Origin of the sequence: Rhizobium sp. BK313, assembly GCF_014193655.1 — a bacterium.
Lineage (GTDB): Bacteria > Pseudomonadota > Alphaproteobacteria > Rhizobiales > Rhizobiaceae > Rhizobium.
In genome coordinates, this window is record NZ_JACHZQ010000004.1 from 351348 (window position 1) to 370657 (window position 19310).

A 19310-nucleotide genomic window follows, 5' to 3' on the forward strand; every position below is an offset into this window, starting at 1 on the left:
TCAACAAATTATCGCTAAGATTCAACTATGATTGGCCGGCTTTTTTGCGGTGCACACGGCCGCGTTTGAGCCGACTGCGGAGGCACATTTCTATGCCTCCGGCTTGCCGTAGCCGCCACCGGTCGGCGTGACGACGGTGAAGGCCTCGCCTGCGTACAGCACCGTATGGGCGGCGCCGATCAGCTCCTCGATCGTGCCGTCGTTGCGCCGGACATAGTTGCGGCCGGTCTGACCCGGTTCACCGCCCTTGACACCGAACGGTGCGACGCGCCGATGGCCGGAGAGCACGGCAAATTCCAGCTTCTCGCGGGTTCGGATCGTGCGTTGCGTACCGTTGCCGGCGTTCCATTTGCCACGCCCGCCGGAATTCGGGCGAATGTGGAAATCCTCCAGCACCACGGGAAAGCGTGTTTCTAGAATTTCCGGGTCGGTCAGGCGCGAATTGGTCATGTGTGTGTGCACCGCATCGGCGCCGTTGAAGCCCGGACCTGCTGGAGCTCCGGAGCAGATCGTCTCGTAATATTGATAGGCGTCGTTGCCGAAAGTAAGATTATTCATCGTCCCCTGGGCAGCGGCAAGTGTGCCGACCGCACCGAACAGGCAGTTGGTGACGGCCTGGCTGACCTCGACATTGCCCGCGACCACAGCGGCCGGATATTTCGGCGTCAACATTGTGCCCTCCGGAATGATGATCCGGACCGGCCTCAGGCAACCGGCATTCATCGGAATATCGGCCTCGACGAGGACGCGGAAGACGTAGAGAACGGCGGCGCGCGTTACCGGCCGCGGAGCATTGAAATTGTCAGCGCGCTGCTCCGAAGTACCGGTGAAATCCACCGTCGCCTCGCGCTTGTTCCTGTCGATGGAAATCTTGACGACGATCTTGCAGCCCTGATCCATCTCATAGCTGAACTCGCCATCCGGCAGGCGATCGAGAACGCGGCGGACGCTTTCGGCCGCATTGTCCTGGACATGGCCCATATAGGCGTCGACCACGTCTTCGCCGAAATGGACGATCATCTTCTTCAGCTCGGCGACGCCCTTCTCATTGGCGGCGACCTGCGCCTTCAAGTCGTTGACGTTCTGCGCCAGCGTCCGCACCGGATAGCGGGCGCCCGTCAGCAGCCTCGCCAGCTCGTCTTCGCAGAAACGGCCGCGATCGAGGAGCTTGAAATTGTCGATATAGACCCCTTCCTCTTCGATATGGGTGGCAAGAGGCGACATGGAACCAGGCGAGATGCCGCCAATATCGGCGTGATGGCCACGGCTGGCGACCCAGAAACGAATGTCCTTGCCGGCATCGTCGAAGACCGGCGTGCAGACGGTGAGGTCCGGCAGATGCGTGCCGCCATTATAGGGCGCATTGATCAGAAAGACGTCGCCGGGGTGGATGACCGGGTTCTCACGGATGGCAGTCGCGACCGAGGCATCCATGGAACCGAGATGCACAGGCATGTGCGGCGCGTTGGCGACGAGATTGCCCTCGGCATCGAAGACGGCACAGGAGAAATCCAGCCGCTCCTTGATATTGACGGAATAGGCGGTGTTCTGCAGCGTCACCCCCATCTGCTCGGCGATGGACATGAAGAGATTGTTGAAAATCTCCAGCATCACTGGATCGGCCTTGGTGCCGATGGCGGTGCGCTCCGGTAGCGCCTTGATGCGGCTTAGGATGATGTGATCCTTCGCCGTAAGCTTCGCCTGCCAGCCATCTTCGATGACGATCGTCTGGTTCGGCTCGATGATGATGGCCGGTCCGGTCACTGTCTGGCCGGGCAGAATCGCCTCGCGCAGCACGACGGCCGCATCGTGGCTTTCGCCCTGGGAATGGAAGGATGTGCGACGGGCCGCATCGGCTTCGCCCTTGCCTGCCTCTTTCCGCTCGATGTCGATCTCGGCCGCCGCACCTCCGATCGTCTCGACTTCGACCGCCTCGACTACCAGCGGCTTATCCTCGGCGACGAAACCGAAGCGGCGCTTGTGCAGCACTTCGAATTCACTGCGCAGCCGCGCTGGATCGTCGATCTCGGGGAAGGTAACCTCGACCGCCAGCATCGTATCCGTGCCGGCGTAACGGATGTGAGCGCGCTGGACCGTGCGGATATCGACCGCAGCCACGCCCTGCGCCTGCAATTCCGGTATACATTCGCCCTGCAGCTCCTTGCCCAATGCGGCAATGGCTGCCGGCGCGGCATGGTCGAGCGATACGCCGAGCGCCTTCTGTCGCGTAGCCCTGATATCGGCGAGGCCCATGCCATAGGCCGAGAGCAGGCCGGACATCGGATGCAGCAGAATGCTTTTCATGCCAAGCGCGTCAGCAACCAGGCAGGCATGTTGTCCGCCGGCGCCGCCGAAGCAGTTGAGGGCGTAGCGCGTCACGTCATAGCCGCGCTGCACCGAAATCTTCTTGATTGCTTCGACCATATTGGCAACGGCGATACGGATGAAACCGTCAGCCACTTCCTGCGGGCTGCGGCCGTCGCCGATCTCGGCTGCCAGCTCGGCGAACTTGCCGCGCACCGTTTCGACATCCAGCGGCTGGTCCTGGTTCGGCCCGAAGATCGCCGGGAAGAATTCCGGCAGCAGCTTGCCGGTCATGACGTTGGCATCGGTTACCGCTAGCGGTCCGCCGTTGCGATAACAGGCGGGGCCGGGAAAAGCGCCAGCAGAATCCGGGCCGACGCGGAAACGATCGCCGTCGAAATGCAGGATCGAGCCGCCGCCGGCAGCCACCGTGTGGATCAGCATCATCGGTGCCCGAACGCGGACACCGGCGACTTCCGTCTCGAAAGCACGCTCATACTCGCCGTCGAAATGCGCCACGTCCGTCGAGGTGCCGCCCATATCGAAACCGATGACATTGGCGAACCCGGCCTGCTCGCCGGTCTTGGCGAGGCCGACCACACCGCCTGCCGGGCCGGAGAGGATGGCGTCCTTGCCCTGGAACATGTCGGCAGCGGTCAGCCCACCGGACGACATCATGAACATGACACGCGCGCCTGTGCGAGCAATATCAAGCTCTTCCGAGACCTGGTTAATGTAACGGCCGAGCACAGGCGAGAGATAGGCATCCACTACGGCCGTGTCGCCACGGCCAACCAGCTTGATCAGCGGCGAGACCTCGTGGCTGACCGAGACTTGCTCGAAATCGAGGCGTCTTGCGATCTTGGCAACGGCTGCTTCATGCGCCGGGAATCGATAGGCATGCATGAAGACGATCGCGATGGCGCGGTAGCCTTTGGCGCGCAGATCCCGCAGTGCCGCTTCTGCCGCCTGCTCGTCCAGGGCAAACTCCACCGTGCCATCGGCAAGCACGCGCTCCTCGATCTCCACCACTTCATCGTAGAGCGCTTCGGGCTTAATGATTTCGGTCGCAAAGATTTTCTTGCGTTCCTGATAGCCGATGCGCAGCGCGTCGCGGAATCCCCTGGTCGTCAATAGCGCAAGACGCTCGCCCTTACGCTCCAGGAGCGCGTTGGTGGCGACCGTCGTGCCCATGCGAACCTCGCCGATCAAGCCGGCCGGGATCGGCTCGCCATTCGTCAGACCGAGGTGCAGGCGGATGCCGTAGACGGCGGCGTCGCGATAGGCGTCGGGATTTTCCGACAGCACCTTGCGGGCGTGCAATTCTCCTGCGGGATCGCGTCCGACGATGTCGGTGAAAGTGCCACCGCGATCGATCCAGAAATCCCAACGACCCGCTGCGCTGCCTGACAAGACCGCCTCCACCAAAACCGCTCAAACATTCACTAAGAAAATATCGATAAATCGTCGACGTTTTATCGTCAACAATGAATCCTGATCAAGGCAGGTTTAACTGCATGGTGAGGATAGGCCACAAAACCGTGCCGGCGGCAATGTCGGAGGATTTGTTTAGTGCAGGCCGCCGACGCCGAGCAGGCGCTCGACGACAACATGATCCTGGGCGAGGGCGCCGGGCGTCCCCTGCCACGCGAGCCGTCCACGCTCGAGGATGATTACCTGATCCGCAAAATCCAATGCGCTCTGAATGCGCTGTTCGACCAAGAGGATCGTCATATCGCCGGTCTTGGCAAGATTGGCGAAAGCGGCCATTAGCTCTTCGCAGATCACTGGCGCCAACCCTTCCAGCGGCTCGTCGAGGAGGAGCACGGAGGGACGGCCAAGGATCGTCCGGGCCGTCGACAGCATCTGCTGTTCTCCGCCGGAGAGCTGGTTGCCGAGATTTCTGCGGCGTTCCTTGAGGCGCGGAAACATGTCGTAGGCTTCCTGCAAGGCAGTCTTCGGACGGCCTTTCAAGCCGACCGAGAGATTTTCCTCGACCGTCAGCGTCGGGAAAACATCCCGCGTCTGAGGCACGTAGCCGAGACCGTGATGCGCCCGTCTGGCGCTCGGCAGGCCGGTGACGTCAGCGGCGCCCAGGCGGATACGACCGTCATAGCGGCGCGTCTGGCCGGCGAGCGTTGCAAGCAGCGTCGTCTTGCCCATGCCGTTACGGCCAAGCACGGCAAGCCGCGCGCCGGCGGGAACGGAAAACGAGACATTTTCCAGCACCCGCGTCGGCCCATAGCCGGCGCACAGATTTTCCACTTCAAGCGGCGTGGCCGGCATTGGCGTAGCTCCCCAGATAGGCCTCGCGCACCCGCGCATCCTTTGTGACTTCGGCGGGCGAGCCGTCGAAGATGATAGTGCCGGCGGCCAGCACGACGACACGCTTGGCGAAGCGGAAGACCAGATCCATGTCATGCTCGATCATCAGCACGGCGAGATCATCGGGCAGATCGGCCAACGCCTTCTCGATGCGGCCGGTATCACTCTGCGGCACACCGGCGGCGGGCTCGTCGAGCAACAGCACCTTCGGCTTCAACGCCATGGCGACGGCGATCTCCAGCAGTCGCTGCTGGCCATAGGCGATTTCGCTAACCTTGCGATGCATCAGATCGCCAAGACCGAGTGTGCCAAGCAGATCTTCGGTTTCGGCCATGACATCACGCATGGCCAGGAAATTGCCGAACATCCGGCCGGAGCGGCCGGAGCGCTGCAGGACGGCAAGGCCGATATGCTCGGCCGACGTCATATCCTGAAAGAGCCGCGTCACCTGGAACGACCGCACCAGCCCGCGCCGGACGCGACCGATGGCGCCGACCCTTGTCACCATCTCGCCGCCGAGACGGACTTCACCGGAATCCGGCCGCAGATTGCCGGTGACCAGATTGACGAAAGTGGTTTTGCCCGCGCCGTTCGGACCGATCAATGCCACACGATCGCCCGGCGCCATCGAGAGGCTGACATCGTTGGTCACGGTCAGCCCGCCAAAAGCTTTCTTCAAATGATCAACCTCGAAGATCGCGCTCATGAACGGCCCCCCTGTCGGCGGGCGACATAAGCGGCAGCCGTGCCGTAGATGCCCTTCGGCGCGAACAGCACCACGAGGATCAGCAGCAGGCCGACGATGGTCAGCCAATGGAAGGGATTGGCGGCCGAAACATAATCTTCGAACAGCATGAAAAGCACCGTGCCGGCGAGTGCCCCGAACAATGAGCCAGTGCCGCCGAGCACGAGCATGACCAGGGCTTCGGCCGACTGTGTGAAGGATAGACTGTCGAGTCCGACCACCTGGGTGGAGATGGCGTTTAGCGCACCGCCGACACCCGCGACGGCGCCGGAAATGACATACATCTTGATCAACGCTGCTTTCGGCGAGGCGCCCATGGCACGGATGCGCAGGGGATCTTCCTTAATGCCACGGCAGAGCATGCCGAAAGGGGATCGCACAAGAAAACGCAGTAATATCAACACGATTAGCAGAAGTACTACGGCATAGATATAAGCCGTATGCCCATAGAGATCGAATTCGAACAGGCCGAACAACGGATCGGTGGAGATGCCGGAAAGTCCGTCACTGCCGCCGGTCCAATCAGACGCCTTGTTGGCAAATTCATGAAAGAGATAGATCAGCGCGATCGACAGCACCAGTTGCGGCAGGCCCTGTGCTCTGAGGATGACGATGCCGCAGACCAGTCCGGCGACCGCGCCGCCGACAATGCCAGCAAGCGTCATGATCAGAGGATCGTTGATGCCGTAGTGCGCCGATACGATACCTGCGGCATAGGCGCCGGCCCCGAAGAGAGCCGCATGACCGAGCGTCGCCACCCCGCAATAGCCGGTTACCAGATCGAGCGACAAGACCAAAAGGGCGATGGCGATCAATCGCGTCAGAAGTGCGAGATTCTCCGGAAACAGCAAATAACCGGCCGCCGCCAGCACAAAAATGACCGCTACGGCAATAGCGTCGCGCCCGAGCGCGCGGCGTTTGCTGGCGGCGGCGATGGCCTCTCGATCCATGGTCAATGCCATATCATATCGCCCTTCCGGCGAGGCCGCGCGGGAAGACACAGACGATCGCGATCACGGCAAGATAGAAGAAGAATTCGCCATATTCCGGCATCAGGTAACGGCCCGTCGTATCAATGCAGCCAAGGATGAGACAGGCAAGTAGCGCCCCGGAAATGGAGCCGGCTCCGCCGACCGAAACGACCACAAGGAAGGTCACCATATACCGCAGGGCATAATAGGGCTCGACCGGCAAGAGCTCTGCACCGACAACGCCGCCGAAAGCGGCAAGCCCGACGGCAACGGCGAAGCTGACGGCATAAACGATCTCCGTGCGCACACCGAGGGCCGCCGCCATCGAGGCATTATCGACCGAGGCGCGGAGTTTTATGCCGAACGAGGTCTTCTCGATCGTGTACCACAACGCCAATGCAACGATGAGCCCGCAAACGATCGCAAAGAGGCGATGCGTGCCGATGGTGCGGAAGCCGAGATTGACGGAGCCCTGCAGCTCGCCCGGCAAAGGAATGGTCTTCAAAGTCGGACCGAAGACATAGTTGGCGATACCGATGATGCAGAAGGTAATGCCGATGGTCATCAGCACCTGCGTCAATTCCGGTGCACCGTAGATGCGGCGGTAAAGCAGCCGCTCGATCGGGATGGAGATGATCACCGTTCCCACGACAGCGAGCAGCACCGCAGCCGCATAGCCCATGCCAAGATCACGCGCCGCATAGGAGGCGATATAGCCGCCGATCATGGCGAAGGCGCCATGCGCCAGGTTGACGACGCGCATCAGCCCCATGGTGATGGACAGGCCGATGGAAATCACGAACAGCACCATGCCGTAGGCGAGGGCATCCACTGCTATGCTAAGCACGGTTTGCATGATGCTGGTCCGATTATCTTTTCTGGTCCTACCTTAATCCTCCTTGACCGGAACGGACGTAAGCCGCCCGCTCCGTAAGCATCCGCGAGGATTGGGCCAAGGCCGACCTTATTTCGCCGCGGCAAGGCCCGGATCGCCCTGCTTTTCGAAGGTCTGGATTTCCTTGTTGATGTATGTGCCATCGGCAGCCTTGGCGACCTCGCGCAGATAGATGTTCTGCGTGATATGCCGGCTGTCCGGATCGATGGTGACCGGGCCGCGCGGGCTGACCCAGGAGAGGCCCTTTACCGCATCGACGGCCTTCTGGGCATCCTGCTTGCCGCCGGTCGCCTCGATCATCTTGTAGATGACATACATGCCGTCGAAGGCGCCGACCGCCGGGAAGGTGAGCTCGGCCGGATTGCCGATCGCCTTATCGGCGGCAGCGACAAAGGCCTTGTTTTCCGGAGAGTCGTGCGAGACCGAATAATGGAAGGTCGTCTGCATGCCGAGTGCTGCGTCGCCGAGCGCCGGCAGGTCGGATTCCTGCGTCAGGTCGCCAGGCGAAAACAGTTTGATGCCGGCACCCTTCAGGCCGTTTTCATTATAGGCCTTGACGAAACCGAGCGTGGTAGGACCGGAGGGCAGGAAGGCAAAGACCCCCTGGGCGCCGGAATCCTTGATGCGCTGCATGATCGGGCTGAAATCATTGGTCGACAACGGCATGCGGACGGACTCAACGACCTGACCTCCTGCCTTCTCGAAGCCCGCCTTGAAGGCATTTTCGGCATCGATGCCCGGACCGTAATCGCTGACGACCGAGATGACTTTGTTGACGCCACTGTCATGCGCGACCTTGGCGATCGGCGTCGAGGTCTGCCAGGTCGTGAAAGAGGTGCGCACGACAAGCGGGCTCTTGGTGACGATCGCCGAAGTTGCGGCGTTCATGATCACCATCGGTACGTTGGCCTGCTTGAGGATCGGCGTCACGGCCATGGCGTCCGGTGTGAAATAGAAGCCGGCGAGATATTGCACATGCTCCTTGACGACCAGTTCTTGCGCCGAGGATTTCGATTGCGCCGGGTCGGCCTGTGGCACATCGCGATAGATCACCTCGATCTCGTTGTCGCCGACCTTGTTGCCATGCACTGCCATGTAGGCATCGATCCCGGCCTTGAAATTCTTACCCTGCAGGGCGAATGGGCCGGAAAACGGACCGATGACGCCGATCTTGATCGTATCGGCATAGGCCGCGCTGCCCATGGCGATAGCCGCAACTGCGGCCAAAACGAACCGTCTCATATTTTCTCCTCCCGCAGCCAGTCTACTCCTGGACCAGCTTGTTTTAATGAACCTCTATAACTGCCAATCTGGCATACGAAATGGTAATGTAAAATGAAATAAGAGCTCTTATTCATAATCTAGAAGTTATGCTTTGTTTCTGGATTTCGGCTTAAGACGCCGCTCCCAATCGTTTTACGCTGCCGATCAGCTCACGCGCCAATCGCAGTGAAGCGGCCGTCGCCATCACCATCGGTGGCAACAACAACCATTCCAGCGTCCAGGCGGCGCCCGAGCGCTCCTGCTCGTGCACCATGGATTGATGGATGCCGGAAAGCTGAACGGCATTGAAGCGCGCGAGTGACACCAACGCCTCGGCGGCGACCGGGTTCTGCTTGTGTGGCATAGCCGAAGAACCGCCGCCCCCAGCGAGTTCGATTTCGTCACCGGCCTGCGCGAGAAGGGCGATATCCTGGCCGACTTTTCCAAGGCTTCCTGAGATCAGTGAGAACAGACCCGCCAACTCGGCGATCCCACTGCGCTGGTTCTGCCATTGTGGCTCGTCGGTGAGATCCAGCTCCTGCGCCAATGACGCGCGAACGGCCGCGGCCTGCTGCCCTAGTTTTTCCAGCGTGCCGGCCGCGCCGCCGAATTGGAGAGGAAAAGTCTCCTGCGTCAGCCGATCACGATATTTGTCGAGTGGATCACGCCAGGCGCGCAACCGGTCGGACACCGTGATCGGAATGGCAGCTTGCATGCGGGTATGACTCATCAGGCGATTCGAACCGCACTGCTTATCGAGTTTTCCGAGCGCCGCCGTAACGGCGAAAAGACGGCCAGTGAACAGGAAGGCGACCGCCTTAAGCCGAATCATCAGGCTGGTGTCGATGACATCTTGGCTGGTAGCACCGAAATGCAGATGCTGCGCGGCCTCTCCGCCAACCGTCTTGCGCAGTTGCTTCACGAGATCCGGGACGACGACTCCATCTATTGCCGTCGCGGACTTCAGGCTGGCTATATCGGACCGGAACGTGCCGCAGACGTCCGCGATCCGCTGCGCCGCCTCCTGCGGAACAACGCCATGCCGCGCCTCCGCTTTCGCCAGTGCCGTCTCGAAGGCAAGCATCGCCCGGATATCGGCATCTACTGAAAAATAAGCCGAAACTTCCTCGTCGCCGAGGAGGCCGGAAAGAAACGGGTGATCGAACGGGGAAATGCTCATGGCCTATATATCGAGGAAAACCGTTTCCTTGTCGCCCTGCAAATGCACGTCGAACGTATAGACCGGTCCTTCCTGGCCGGCGACGAGGGTGGCGACACGGTCGCGATGTTCGATGCGGGCAAGCAATGGATCCTCCGAATTGGCTGCCGCTTCATCCGGAAAATACATGCGCGTATGCAAGCCGATATTGATGCCACGTGCGACGATCCAGAGGGTAATATGCGGCGCCATCCGGCGTCCGTCCTTATAGGGAACGCGACCGGGCTTCACTGTCTCGAAGCTAAAGACGCCGTCTTCGGCGCTGGTCGGGCAGCGGCCCCAGCCGGTGAAGTTTGGATCGGCTGTTCCGCGCATTTCCGCAGGGCTGTTGTAGAGCCCGGCGCTGTCGGCCTGCCAGATCTCGACGACGGCATCCTTCACCAGCGTGTCGGCGCCATCGAAAATCCGGCCCCTGACCGTGATGCGCTCTCCAAGCGTCTTGTCGTTGATCATGGATGTGCCGAGATCGGCCTCATAGACGCCACCGATACCGCAAAAATTCGGAGTTAGACCGATATGGACATAGGGGCCGGCCGTCTGCGACGGCGTTTCCTTGAGATAGCCGAGTTCCTGCACCATCAGTTGCCCTCCAGCCGGTTTTCGAACAAGGTCGAGCGACGGCCGCGCAGTACGATGTCGAATTTATAGGCGCGCGCATCCATCGGGATAGTATTGCCCCAGTCGAGCGGCGCGATGAGCTGCTCTATGGCTTTCCTATCGGGTATCGTGCCGACGATCGGACATTTCCAAATCATCGGATCGCCCTCGAAATACATCTGCGTTATCAGCCGCTGCGCAAAACCGTGGCCGAAGATCGAGAAATGAATATGTGCCGGCCGCCAGTCGTTGACGCCGTTTGGCCAGGGGTAGGCGCCCGGCCTAATGGTGCGGAAGGCGTAATGACCGTCCTCGTCGGTGATGGCGCGGCCGCAACCGCCAAAGTTCGGATCGATGGCGGCGAGATAGGTCTCTTTCTTGTGGCGATAGCGCCCGCCGGCATTGGCCTGCCAAAATTCGAGCAGAACGCCCGGAACCGGCCGGCCGCGCTCATCAAGGACGCGCCCGTGCACGATAATGCGTTCGCCGATCGCGCTTTCTCCCGACTTGGCGAAGTTATGGATCAGGTCGTTGTCCAGTTCGCCGAGAATCGAATGTCCAAACACCGGTCCGGTGATTTCGGAGATCGTTCCGTCCAGCGACAAGAGAGCCCTCTGCGGCGAACGCAGCACCGAGGTCTTGTAACCGGGCGTGAAGGCCGGCGCATGCCAAGCGCGATCGCGGGCGAAAAAGACGCCGGTTTCCGGCTTACTGTTGCTTTTGTCAGACACATCTGCCTCGCTTCAAGCCGCCTTTTCGGCGTCCATCTGTTCGAAAACCTGTTTGGCGATCTTGATCGCGTGATTGGCGGCCGGCACGCCGGCATAGATCGCCACATGCAGTAGCGCCTCGCACACATCGTCGCGTGTCGCGCCGGTATTGCTCGTGGCGCGAACATGCATCGCCACCTCGTCATCCTGACCAAGCGCTGCCAAAAGCGCGATCGTCACGATCGAGCGCTCGCGCTTGCTGAGCGTCGGGCGCGACCAGACGTGGCCCCAGGCAGCCTCCGTGATCAGCTCCTGGAACGGCCGGTCGAAATCCGTCGATCCCGACTGGGTGCGGTCGACATGACTGTCACCAAGAACGGCGCGTCGCGTCGCCATGCCCTGTAGGTAGCGCTCGGACGGGGCGAGGGGATCATTCATGGGCGTTTTTCTCCATGCAAGGCGAAATCGATGAAAGCGCGGATGACAGCGGTCAGTGCCTCGGGCTGTTCGACGCAGGGAATGTGCCCTGCGTCCTTAATCACCTCGTAACGCGCATTAGGGATGAGCTTGGCGGTCGACAACACCAGTTCCGGTGACGTCGAGCCATCCTGATCGCCGACGATGCAGATGGTCGGCACAGCGATCCTTTTCGCCGCCTCAGTGAAATCGGCATCCCGAAGAGCGGCACAGGTGGCAACATAGCCTTCCACCGGCTGGCGGATCAGCATGTTGCGGTAGCCACCAAAGGCAGTGTTTTCTGGGCGACGAAAGGCTGGCGTGAACCAGCGCTCGAGCACGCCGTTAGCAATCGGTTCGATACCCTCGGCCTCGACCTGGGCGATGCGGCTGTCCCAGCTCTCGGCGGTGCCGATCTTATGGGCCGTATCGCAAAGGATCAGCGCCCGCACCAAATCCGGCCGCCGCTGATAAAGCGACTGCGCAATCAGGCCGCCAACCGAGAGGCCGCAGATCATGGCATCCTTCACAGCAAGCAGGTCAAGCAGCCCCGCAAGATCGGTGGCATGATCCTCGATCGTGTAGGGCATCTGGCCGAGATCGGAGAGGCCGTGGCCGCGCTTGTCGTAAAGCACGATGGCAAAATCGCCCGCGAGCCGCACGATCACGTCACGCCAGATACGGAAATCGGTGCCGAGTGAATTGGCAAAGACAAGCACCGGCTTGTCGCCGGCAGCACCGATGATCTGGTAGTGGATCGTGACGTCGTTAATACGGGCAAACTGCACTGGAAATCTCCTCGACAACAAGATTGGAGGTTTAATCTGGTTAGGTAAAATGATATTTCCTGGCCTTTCAATAACTCCGGGGTTATGAAAACCATGATCGACTCCCGCGTCAAATTCCGCCATCTACAGACCTTTGTCGAGGTCGCGCGACAGAAAAGCGTGATCAAGGCGGCGGAGTTGTTGCATGTCAGCCAGCCTGCGGTGACCAAGACCATCCGGGAACTGGAAGAGGCGCTGGGCGTCGATGTTTTCGAACGCGACGGGCGCGGCATCAAGATCACCCGCTATGGTGAAGTCTTTCTCCGCCATGCCGGGGCGGCGCTGACTGCGCTCAGACAGGGCTTCGATTCCATTTCGCAGGAACGTTCCGGCGAAGCGCCGCCGATCCGGATCGGTGCCTTGCCGACAGTCTCGACGTGGATCATGCCGCGGGCGATGGAACTGTTTCTAAAGGAAGAGACCTGGAGCCGCATCAAGATCGTCACCGGTGAAAACGCGGTGTTGCTGGAGCAACTGCGCATCGGTGACCTCGATCTCGTCGTCGGCCGCCTGGCCGGTCCCGACAAGATGACGGGCTTTTCCTTCGAGCATCTTTATTCCGAACAGGTGGTCTTCGCGGTGCGGGCAGGGCATCCGCTGCTCGCGGCGAAACAATCGCTGTTTTCCAATCTCGGCAAATACACGATCCTGATGCCGACGCGCGGCTCGATCATCCGGCCTTTCGTCGAGAGCTTCCTGATCGCCAACGGAGTCGCCAGCCTGCCGAATCAGATCGAGACCGTATCGGATTCGTTCGGCCGCGCCTTCGTGCGGTCGAGCGACGCCATTTGGATCATCTCGACAGGCGTCGTCGCCAGTGATGTCAAGGATGGCTTGCTTGACCTGCTGCCGATCGACACCAGCGAAACGAGAGGCCCCGTCGGGCTCACCATGCGCACCGACGCCATCCCCACCATGCCGCTGTCGATCCTGATGCAGACGATCCGCGAGGCGGCGAAAGAGGTGGCAAAAAGGAGCTAGCTCGTCTTAGTAGGGCAGGCCGACATAGTTCTCCGCGAGAGCCGTCGAGGCGGCGCGAGAGTGGGTGAGATAGTCGAGTTCTGCCTCTTGGATCTTCTGGTCGAAATCGCTGGTATTGGGGAATCGATGCATCATCGTCGTCATCCACCAGGAGAAGCGCACGGCCTTCCAGACGCGAGCGAGCGCATGGGTGGAATACGTATCCAGGCCGGCGTTGGAGCGATCCTGGTAATGTTCGGCGAGGCCCGAGAAAAGATAATGAACATCGCTCGCCGCAAGGTTCAGGCCTTTGGCCCCGGTCGGCGGCACGATATGGGCGGCATCGCCGACCAGAAACAGGTGGCCAAAGCGCATGGGCTCGGCGACGAAGGAGCGCAGCGGCGCAATCGATTTCTCGAATGAAGTCGCGGTGATCAGAGCTTCGGCGTGGTGCACTGGCAGGCGGCGGCGCAGCTCATCCCAGAAGCGATCGTCGCTCCAGTTCTCGATTTTCTCATCCAGCGGACATTGTATGTAGTAGCGGCTGCGTGTCATCGAACGCATCGAGCACAGCGCAAAACCGCGCGGATGGTTGGCATAGATCAGTTCGTGATTGACCGGCGGAACATCGGCGAGCAGGCCGAGCCAGCCAAAAGGATAGATTTTCTCGAAGCTGCGGATCGATCTTTCCGGAACCGATTTGCGGCTTGTACCATGAAACCCATCACATCCAGCGATAAAATCGCAATCAATATGGCGTGTTACCCCATCTTTCTCATAGGTTACATAAGGGGCGCTTCCGTCGAAATCATGGGGCTGAACATTGACGGCATCGTAGATCGTTGGAGCGCCGCTTTGTTCGCGATGTGTCATCAAATCGCGGGTGAGCTCCGTCTGGCCGTAGACCATGACGCGCTTCCCATCGGTGAGACCGTGGAGATCGATGCGATGGTCGCGGCCGTCGAAGGCGAGTGAAAAACCGTCATGCGGCAGGCCTTCGGCATGCAGGCGCGCGCCGGATTTCGCCTTGTCGATCAACCCGACCGTGCCTTCCTCCAGAACGCCGGCACGGACCCGGCCGAGGATATGATCCTTACCGACGCGATCGAGGATGACATTATCGATGCCGGCTTCCGTGAGCAGCTGACCCAGAAGCAAGCCGGAGGGACCCGACCCGATAATGGCGACCTGAGTGCGCATGATGTCCTCCGCGCTTTGTCTTTTTCCGAATTCTGCGCGGTGGCGAGGGCGCCGACAATGGACATTTCGTCCAAGTAATTGCACAAATCGAACATGATGGAGGTAAAGAGCCGTGTCGAAACCGGTGCCAACCTATGAACTCTATGGCGAAATTGCAGGTAGAAAACCGGATTTCTGGCTGCATTGCGAAACAATCCCGTCGCGCAGCAGCCTGCATCATTGGGAGATCCGACCACATCGCCACGAGAGCTTCTTTCAGATCTTGTACATAGATGCCGGCTCCGGCGATGCGGTCTTTGATGGCGAGAGCCACGCCATCATGCCGCCAGCGGTCATCACTGTCCCGCCGCGCTTCAATCACGGCTTTCGTTTTTCCAGGGACATCGACGGCTTCGTCATCACCGTATTGATCTCGCATCTCAAGGCAGCGCCTGGCGACCGCAGTCGACTCGGCGAATGGCTGGCCGCCCCACATCTGACGCGACTGGATATGAACAACCAAGACGCGGCTTACGTTGCTGAGACCTTGAAACGGCTCGGGGGCGAGTTCGCCGATCGCCGGAGCGGTCGCAATGACCTGCTCGAAGCCTATCTTACCTCGGCACTGCTTTTGACCGCGCGCCTTTCCCAACACGGGGGCGAAGGTCAGGGTGCGCCCGATGAAAGTGAGCGGCGGATGGAGACGCTGTATGGCCTCATTCAGCAGCATTTCCGCTCACACAAGCCCGCGGCCTTTTATGCCGAAGCGCTCGGCATCTCGCCGACACATCTCAACCGCATCGTGCGCGGCAAAACCGGCCATGGCGCACACGAGCTGATCGCTCGCAAGCTGGTCGATGAGGCCAAGCGCGAGCTGGTCTTTACCTTCGGCAGCGTGCAGGAGATCAGCTTTCGCCTGGGCTTTACCGATCCTACCTATTTCTCTCGCTTCTTCCTGAAGCAAACGGGCGAAACCCCACGTGCCTGGCGCATTGCCGAACGCGCGAAGCTTGGAATGTAACTCGGCTTAGCGCAGAACCGGCCGCAACATCCTCTGGGTTTCCCGCAGCAGCGGCAGATAACGTTCCGCCATATCGGCAGCGGCAACATAGGCCGCCGGCGCGCCGATGTTGATGGCTGCAACTGTCTGCCCGCGATCGTTCTCCACCGGAACGGCGATGGAGCAGAGGCCGATTTCCAGTTCCTGGTCGATAACGGCGTAACCCTGAGCCCGCACCCGGCGAAATTCGGCCATCAACGCCTCCGGATCCGTCTTGGTGTTCGGCGTGTTGGCCTTGAGCTCCGTGCGGGCAAGCACGGCGCGCGCCTCGTTTTCCGGCAAGGCACTCAGCAGGACGCGGCCCATGGAGGCGCAATAGGCGGGCAGGCGGCTACCGGGTGTGAGATTGATCGACATCACCCGGCGTTGTGACGCTCGGGCAATATAGACGATTTCAGTGCCGTCCAGCACCGAAGCCGAGGCGTTGTGACCGGCGCGCTCCGCAAGCTGGTCGAGATAGGGCTGGATGATTGTCGGAAGCGGCGTTGCCGAGAGATAGGCATGGCCAAGCCGCAGGATCTTCGGCGTCAGCGCGAAGAATTTTCCGTCGTAGTCCGCATAGCCGAGTTCGGCGAGCGTCAGCAGTGAGCGGCGCACCGTGGCGCGATCGAGCCCCGTCAGCTTCGCTGCCTCGGCGATCGACAGCTTCTGGCGTGTTTCACCGAAAGCTTCGATCGTTTTCAAACCCTTGGCAAAACCACTTACGAAATCGGTTTCACGCATTGTCTCCCTCCAAGTCGAGGTATTTTGTGCGATATACGAACAAAAGTCAAATATCGCACAAAATATTTGACGACGGTCGCTCGGAGGCGCTTATTTGCGTCTACAGACATGGAATATTTTTGGGAGGCCCTATGGCGAAGATCGTATCGCTTTCGGAAGCGGTGGCGGAAAATGTGCGAGATGGCGATAGCGTCGCCATGGAGGGGTTTACCCATCTGATCCCCTATGCCGCTGGGCATGAAGTCATCCGCCAGGGCAAGAAGGATCTCTATCTGATCCGCATGACGCCGGACATTCTCTACGATCAGTTGATCGGAGTGGGAGCGGCGCGTGGGATGAAATTTTCCTGGGGCGGCAATCCCGGCGTCGGCTCGCTGCATCGTTTCCGCGATGCCGTCGAAAACCAATGGCCGAGGGCGCTGGAGATCGAGGAACATTCGCATGCGGCGATGGCCAATGCCTATGAGGCGGGTGCGGCAAACCTGCCGTTTGCCATGCTGCGCGGCTATATCGGAGCCGACCTGCCGAAGGTCAATCCGAACATCAGAAGTGTAAACTGCCCCTTCACCGGCGAGGTGCTCGCCGCCGTTCCTGCGATCCGCCCGGATGTCACGATCATTCACGCGCTGCGTGCCGACCGGAAGGGCAATGTCTTGCTCGAAGGCATTGTTGGCGTGCAGAAGGAGGCGGTGCTTGCTGCCAAGCGCTCGATCGTCACCGTAGAGGAGATCGTCGACGAACTGAACCCGCCATCGCCGAATTCCGTCGTGCTGCCCACCTGGGCCGTGACCTCGGTGGCGCATGTGCCGGGCGGGGCCTTCCCTTCCTATGCGCAGGGCTATTACGCCCGCTCGAACGCATTCTATATCGCCTGGGATGAAATTGCCCGCGATCGCAACAGCTTCCAGGCCTGGATCAAGGAGAATGTCATGGAGGCTGGGCCGGAAGATTTCGCCAAATATGCAAAAAAGACCGCGGCGTGAGGAGGCACACATGACGGATTTCACCCCCACGGAAATGATGACCATAGCCGCCGCCCGCGCGCTCACCAATGACGACGTCTGCTTCGTCGGCATCGGCGCGCCGTCGGCTGCCTGCAACGTCGCGCGGTTGACGCATGCGCCTGACATTACCCTCATCTACGAAAGCGGCACGGTCGGCACCAAGCCGGATGTGCTGCCGCTCTCGATCGGCGATGGCGAGCTTTGTGATACCGCGCTCTTCACCGTGTCGGTGCCCGAGATGTTCCGCTACTGGCTGCAGGGCGGGCGCATCACCACCGGTTTCCTCGGTGGCGCGCAGATCGACAAATTCGCCAATCTGAACACCACCGTCGTCGGTCCTTACGATCACCCGAAAGTCCGTCTGCCGGGCGGGGGCGGGGCGCCGGAAATTGCCAGCAATTGCGGCCAGATCTTCATCACCATGGCGCTTTCCAAACGCGGCTTTGTCGAAAAGCTGCCCTTCATCACCTCGATGGGCCACGGTGAGGGCGGCAATCATCGCGAGCGACTTGGCATGAAGACGAAAGGCCCGACTCGGGTTATCACCGATCTCTGCATTCTCGAGCCTGATCCGGTAACCAGGGAGCTGACCGTTGTTTCGATCCACAAGGGTGTCACCCGGGAGCAGATATCGGAGAATTGCGGCTGGGCGATCAAGTTTGCCGACGAGGTGATCGAGACACCGGTGCCCACCGAAACCGAACTCTCCGTTCTGCGCGATATCAATGCGCGTACCAAGAAAGCACATGAGGCAGCCTGATGAACGAAGCCTTTATCTGTGACTACATCCGCACGCCGATCGGCCGTTTCGGCGGTTCGCTCTCCTCCGTCCGCGCCGACGATCTCGGCGCAGTGCCCCTGAAGGCGCTGATCGCGCGCAATGGTTCCATCGATTGGGAAGCAGTCGACGACGTGGTCTATGGCTGCGCCAACCAGGCAGGCGAGGATAACAGAAACGTCGCCCGTATGGCGGCATTGCTCGCCGGCTTGCCGGTTTCGGTCTCGGGCACGACGATCAACCGCCTGTGCGGCTCCGGCATGGATGCCGTCATCACTGCGGCGCGTGCCATTCGCTCGGGCGAGGCTGAGCTGATGATCGCCGGTGGCGTCGAGAGCATGTCGCGTGCGCCCTTCGTCATTCCGAAGGCCGACAGCGCCTTTTCCCGCAACGCAGAAATCTATGACACCACCATCGGCTGGCGCTTCATTAATCCTCTGATGAAAAAGCAATATGGCGTTGATTCCATGCCGGAAACCGGCGAGAATGTCGCCGAGGATTACAAGGTCAGCCGCGAGGATCAGGACGCCTTCGCGGTCCGCTCGCAGGCCAAAGCTGCGGCCGCGCAGGAAAATGGTCGTCTCGCCAAGGAGATCACGGCTGTGACCATTCCTCAGCGCAAGGGCGATGCCATCATCGTTGGCAAGGACGAACACCCCCGCGCAACGACGATGGAAGCGCTGGCAAAGCTCGGCACTCCCTTCAAGAAGGAGGGCGGTACAGTGACTGCCGGCAACGCCTCCGGTGTTAATGACGGCGCCGCAGCGCTGATCATCGCTTCGGAAGCTGCGGCGAAGAAATATGGCCTAACGCCGATCGCCCGCATCCTCGGCGGGGCTGCCGCCGGGGTGCCGCCGCGTATCATGGGCATCGGCCCGATCCCGGCATCGCGCAAGCTGATGTCTCGCCTCGGCTTAAAGCAAGAGCAGTTCGATGTGATCGAGCTCAACGAAGCCTTCGCCTCGCAGGGCCTTGCCGTGCTGCGCGAGCTCGGCATCGCCGACGACGATGCCCGTGTCAATCGCAATGGCGGCGCCATCTCGCTCGGCCATCCACTCGGCATGTCCGGCGCTCGCATCACCGGCACGGCGGCATTGGAACTGAAGGAGACCGGCGGCCGCTATTCGCTCTCGACCATGTGCATCGGTGTCGGCCAGGGCATCGCGATCGCGCTCGAGCGGGTCTGACAGCATCACAGGAATTTGACGGGCGACGGCCGGGATTTTTCCCGGCCGTCCCCCTTTTGTTTGCGCTGCATGCATTGCCTGATCGCGGTTTTGACTGATATTACCAA

General features: G+C 60.6%; 18 protein-coding genes. 5 read left to right on the forward strand and 13 right to left on the reverse strand.

Features of this window, described 5'->3' with window-relative positions:
• Positions 1-90 precede the first annotated feature (90 nt).
• The 11 genes from FHT86_RS21815 to pcaD all read right to left on the reverse strand — a co-directional run bounded on the left by FHT86_RS21815 (position 91) and on the right by pcaD (position 12273).
• On the reverse strand, positions 91-3717 hold the full coding sequence (locus tag FHT86_RS21815; RefSeq protein WP_133709565.1) for a hydantoinase B/oxoprolinase family protein: 3627 nt from the start codon (positions 3715-3717) through the stop codon (positions 91-93).
• Positions 3718-3873: 156 nt separating this feature from the next.
• On the reverse strand, positions 3874-4590 hold the full coding sequence (locus FHT86_RS21820) for an ABC transporter ATP-binding protein (RefSeq protein ID WP_133709566.1): 717 nt from the start codon (positions 4588-4590) through the stop codon (positions 3874-3876).
• Entirely contained in the window at positions 4571-5335 is a 765-nt protein-coding gene (locus FHT86_RS21825) for an ABC transporter ATP-binding protein (protein WP_133709567.1), read from the reverse strand. The genes FHT86_RS21820 and FHT86_RS21825 overlap by 20 nt, the downstream gene beginning before the upstream one ends.
• Positions 5332-6336 (reverse strand): branched-chain amino acid ABC transporter permease, encoded by a 1005-nt coding sequence (locus FHT86_RS21830; protein ID WP_133709568.1) that lies wholly within the window; start codon positions 6334-6336, stop codon positions 5332-5334. The genes FHT86_RS21825 and FHT86_RS21830 overlap by 4 nt, the downstream gene beginning before the upstream one ends.
• Position 6337: 1 nt before the next feature.
• Positions 6338-7201, reverse strand: a complete 864-nt coding sequence (locus FHT86_RS21835; RefSeq protein WP_133709569.1) for a branched-chain amino acid ABC transporter permease — start codon at positions 7199-7201, stop codon at positions 6338-6340.
• A 108-nt stretch (positions 7202-7309) separates the two neighbouring features.
• Complete coding sequence (locus tag FHT86_RS21840; RefSeq protein WP_133709570.1) at positions 7310-8482, reverse strand: ABC transporter substrate-binding protein; 1173 nt, start codon at positions 8480-8482, stop codon at positions 7310-7312.
• A gap of 151 nt (positions 8483-8633) precedes the next feature.
• A complete protein-coding gene (locus tag FHT86_RS21845) occupies positions 8634-9683 on the reverse strand; it encodes a 3-carboxy-cis,cis-muconate cycloisomerase (protein ID WP_133709571.1) in 1050 nt (349 codons plus the stop codon).
• 3 nt (positions 9684-9686) lie between these two features.
• Positions 9687-10298, reverse strand: a complete 612-nt coding sequence (gene pcaG / locus FHT86_RS21850) for a protocatechuate 3,4-dioxygenase subunit alpha (RefSeq protein ID WP_183868887.1) — start codon at positions 10296-10298, stop codon at positions 9687-9689.
• A gap of 2 nt (positions 10299-10300) precedes the next feature.
• Complete coding sequence (pcaH, locus tag FHT86_RS21855; protein ID WP_133709573.1) at positions 10301-11050, reverse strand: protocatechuate 3,4-dioxygenase subunit beta; 750 nt, start codon at positions 11048-11050, stop codon at positions 10301-10303.
• A 12-nt stretch (positions 11051-11062) separates the two neighbouring features.
• Positions 11063-11467, reverse strand: a complete 405-nt coding sequence (pcaC, locus tag FHT86_RS21860) for a 4-carboxymuconolactone decarboxylase (protein ID WP_133709574.1) — start codon at positions 11465-11467, stop codon at positions 11063-11065.
• Positions 11464-12273, reverse strand: a complete 810-nt coding sequence (gene pcaD / locus FHT86_RS21865; protein WP_133709575.1) for a 3-oxoadipate enol-lactonase — start codon at positions 12271-12273, stop codon at positions 11464-11466. The genes pcaC and pcaD overlap by 4 nt, the downstream gene beginning before the upstream one ends.
• Before the next feature lie 93 nt (positions 12274-12366).
• On the opposite strand from pcaD, the gene pcaQ reads away from it, so the two are divergent.
• On the forward strand, positions 12367-13293 hold the full coding sequence (gene pcaQ / locus FHT86_RS21870; protein ID WP_133709576.1) for a pca operon transcription factor PcaQ: 927 nt from the start codon (positions 12367-12369) through the stop codon (positions 13291-13293).
• A gap of 6 nt (positions 13294-13299) precedes the next feature.
• Here pcaQ and pobA read toward each other — a convergent pair whose 3' ends face one another.
• Complete coding sequence (pobA, locus tag FHT86_RS21875) at positions 13300-14472, reverse strand: 4-hydroxybenzoate 3-monooxygenase (protein WP_133709577.1); 1173 nt, start codon at positions 14470-14472, stop codon at positions 13300-13302.
• A gap of 112 nt (positions 14473-14584) precedes the next feature.
• On the opposite strand from pobA, the gene FHT86_RS21880 reads away from it, so the two are divergent.
• Positions 14585-15472, forward strand: a complete 888-nt coding sequence (locus tag FHT86_RS21880; protein WP_133709578.1) for a helix-turn-helix domain-containing protein — start codon at positions 14585-14587, stop codon at positions 15470-15472.
• 6 nt (positions 15473-15478) lie between these two features.
• Here FHT86_RS21880 and FHT86_RS21885 read toward each other — a convergent pair whose 3' ends face one another.
• Complete coding sequence (locus FHT86_RS21885; RefSeq protein WP_133709579.1) at positions 15479-16234, reverse strand: IclR family transcriptional regulator; 756 nt, start codon at positions 16232-16234, stop codon at positions 15479-15481.
• A gap of 131 nt (positions 16235-16365) precedes the next feature.
• On the opposite strand from FHT86_RS21885, the gene FHT86_RS21890 reads away from it, so the two are divergent.
• From FHT86_RS21890 to pcaF, 3 genes are read left to right on the forward strand one after another with little or no spacing between them, the layout of a single operon-like run.
• The gene (locus FHT86_RS21890; protein ID WP_133709580.1) at positions 16366-17217 is read left to right on the forward strand and encodes a CoA transferase subunit A; all 852 of its coding nucleotides are present in this window, start codon (positions 16366-16368) and stop codon (positions 17215-17217) included.
• Between the two features lie 10 nt (positions 17218-17227).
• The gene (locus tag FHT86_RS21895; RefSeq protein WP_133709581.1) at positions 17228-17998 is read left to right on the forward strand and encodes a CoA-transferase subunit beta; all 771 of its coding nucleotides are present in this window, start codon (positions 17228-17230) and stop codon (positions 17996-17998) included.
• The gene (pcaF, locus tag FHT86_RS21900) at positions 17998-19203 is read left to right on the forward strand and encodes a 3-oxoadipyl-CoA thiolase (RefSeq protein ID WP_133709582.1); all 1206 of its coding nucleotides are present in this window, start codon (positions 17998-18000) and stop codon (positions 19201-19203) included. Before FHT86_RS21895 ends, pcaF begins: the two co-directional genes overlap by 1 nt.
• Positions 19204-19310: the final 107 nt, after the last annotated feature.

What these genes read in the sequence shown, in the direction of transcription:
- FHT86_RS21890 (WP_133709580.1), top strand. Translation starts at nt 16,366, where the DNA reads ATGGCGAAGATCGTATCGCTTTCGGAAGCGGTGGCGGAAAATGTGCGA.
- FHT86_RS21825 (WP_133709567.1), bottom strand. Translation starts at nt 5,335, where the DNA reads ATGAGCGCGATCTTCGAGGTTGATCATTTGAAGAAAGCTTTTGGCGGG.
- FHT86_RS21840 (WP_133709570.1), bottom strand. Translation starts at nt 8,482, where the DNA reads ATGAGACGGTTCGTTTTGGCCGCAGTTGCGGCTATCGCCATGGGCAGC.
- FHT86_RS21830 (WP_133709568.1), bottom strand. Translation starts at nt 6,336, where the DNA reads ATGGCATTGACCATGGATCGAGAGGCCATCGCCGCCGCCAGCAAACGC.
- pcaC (WP_133709574.1), bottom strand. Translation starts at nt 11,467, where the DNA reads ATGAATGATCCCCTCGCCCCGTCCGAGCGCTACCTACAGGGCATGGCG.
- pcaQ (WP_133709576.1), top strand. Translation starts at nt 12,367, where the DNA reads ATGATCGACTCCCGCGTCAAATTCCGCCATCTACAGACCTTTGTCGAG.
- FHT86_RS21820 (WP_133709566.1), bottom strand. Translation starts at nt 4,590, where the DNA reads ATGCCGGCCACGCCGCTTGAAGTGGAAAATCTGTGCGCCGGCTATGGG.
- pobA (WP_133709577.1), bottom strand. Translation starts at nt 14,472, where the DNA reads ATGCGCACTCAGGTCGCCATTATCGGGTCGGGTCCCTCCGGCTTGCTT.
- FHT86_RS21835 (WP_133709569.1), bottom strand. Translation starts at nt 7,201, where the DNA reads ATGCAAACCGTGCTTAGCATAGCAGTGGATGCCCTCGCCTACGGCATG.
- FHT86_RS21895 (WP_133709581.1), top strand. Translation starts at nt 17,228, where the DNA reads ATGACGGATTTCACCCCCACGGAAATGATGACCATAGCCGCCGCCCGC.
- pcaF (WP_133709582.1), top strand. Translation starts at nt 17,998, where the DNA reads ATGAACGAAGCCTTTATCTGTGACTACATCCGCACGCCGATCGGCCGT.
- FHT86_RS21885 (WP_133709579.1), bottom strand. Translation starts at nt 16,234, where the DNA reads ATGCGTGAAACCGATTTCGTAAGTGGTTTTGCCAAGGGTTTGAAAACG.
- FHT86_RS21845 (WP_133709571.1), bottom strand. Translation starts at nt 9,683, where the DNA reads ATGAGCATTTCCCCGTTCGATCACCCGTTTCTTTCCGGCCTCCTCGGC.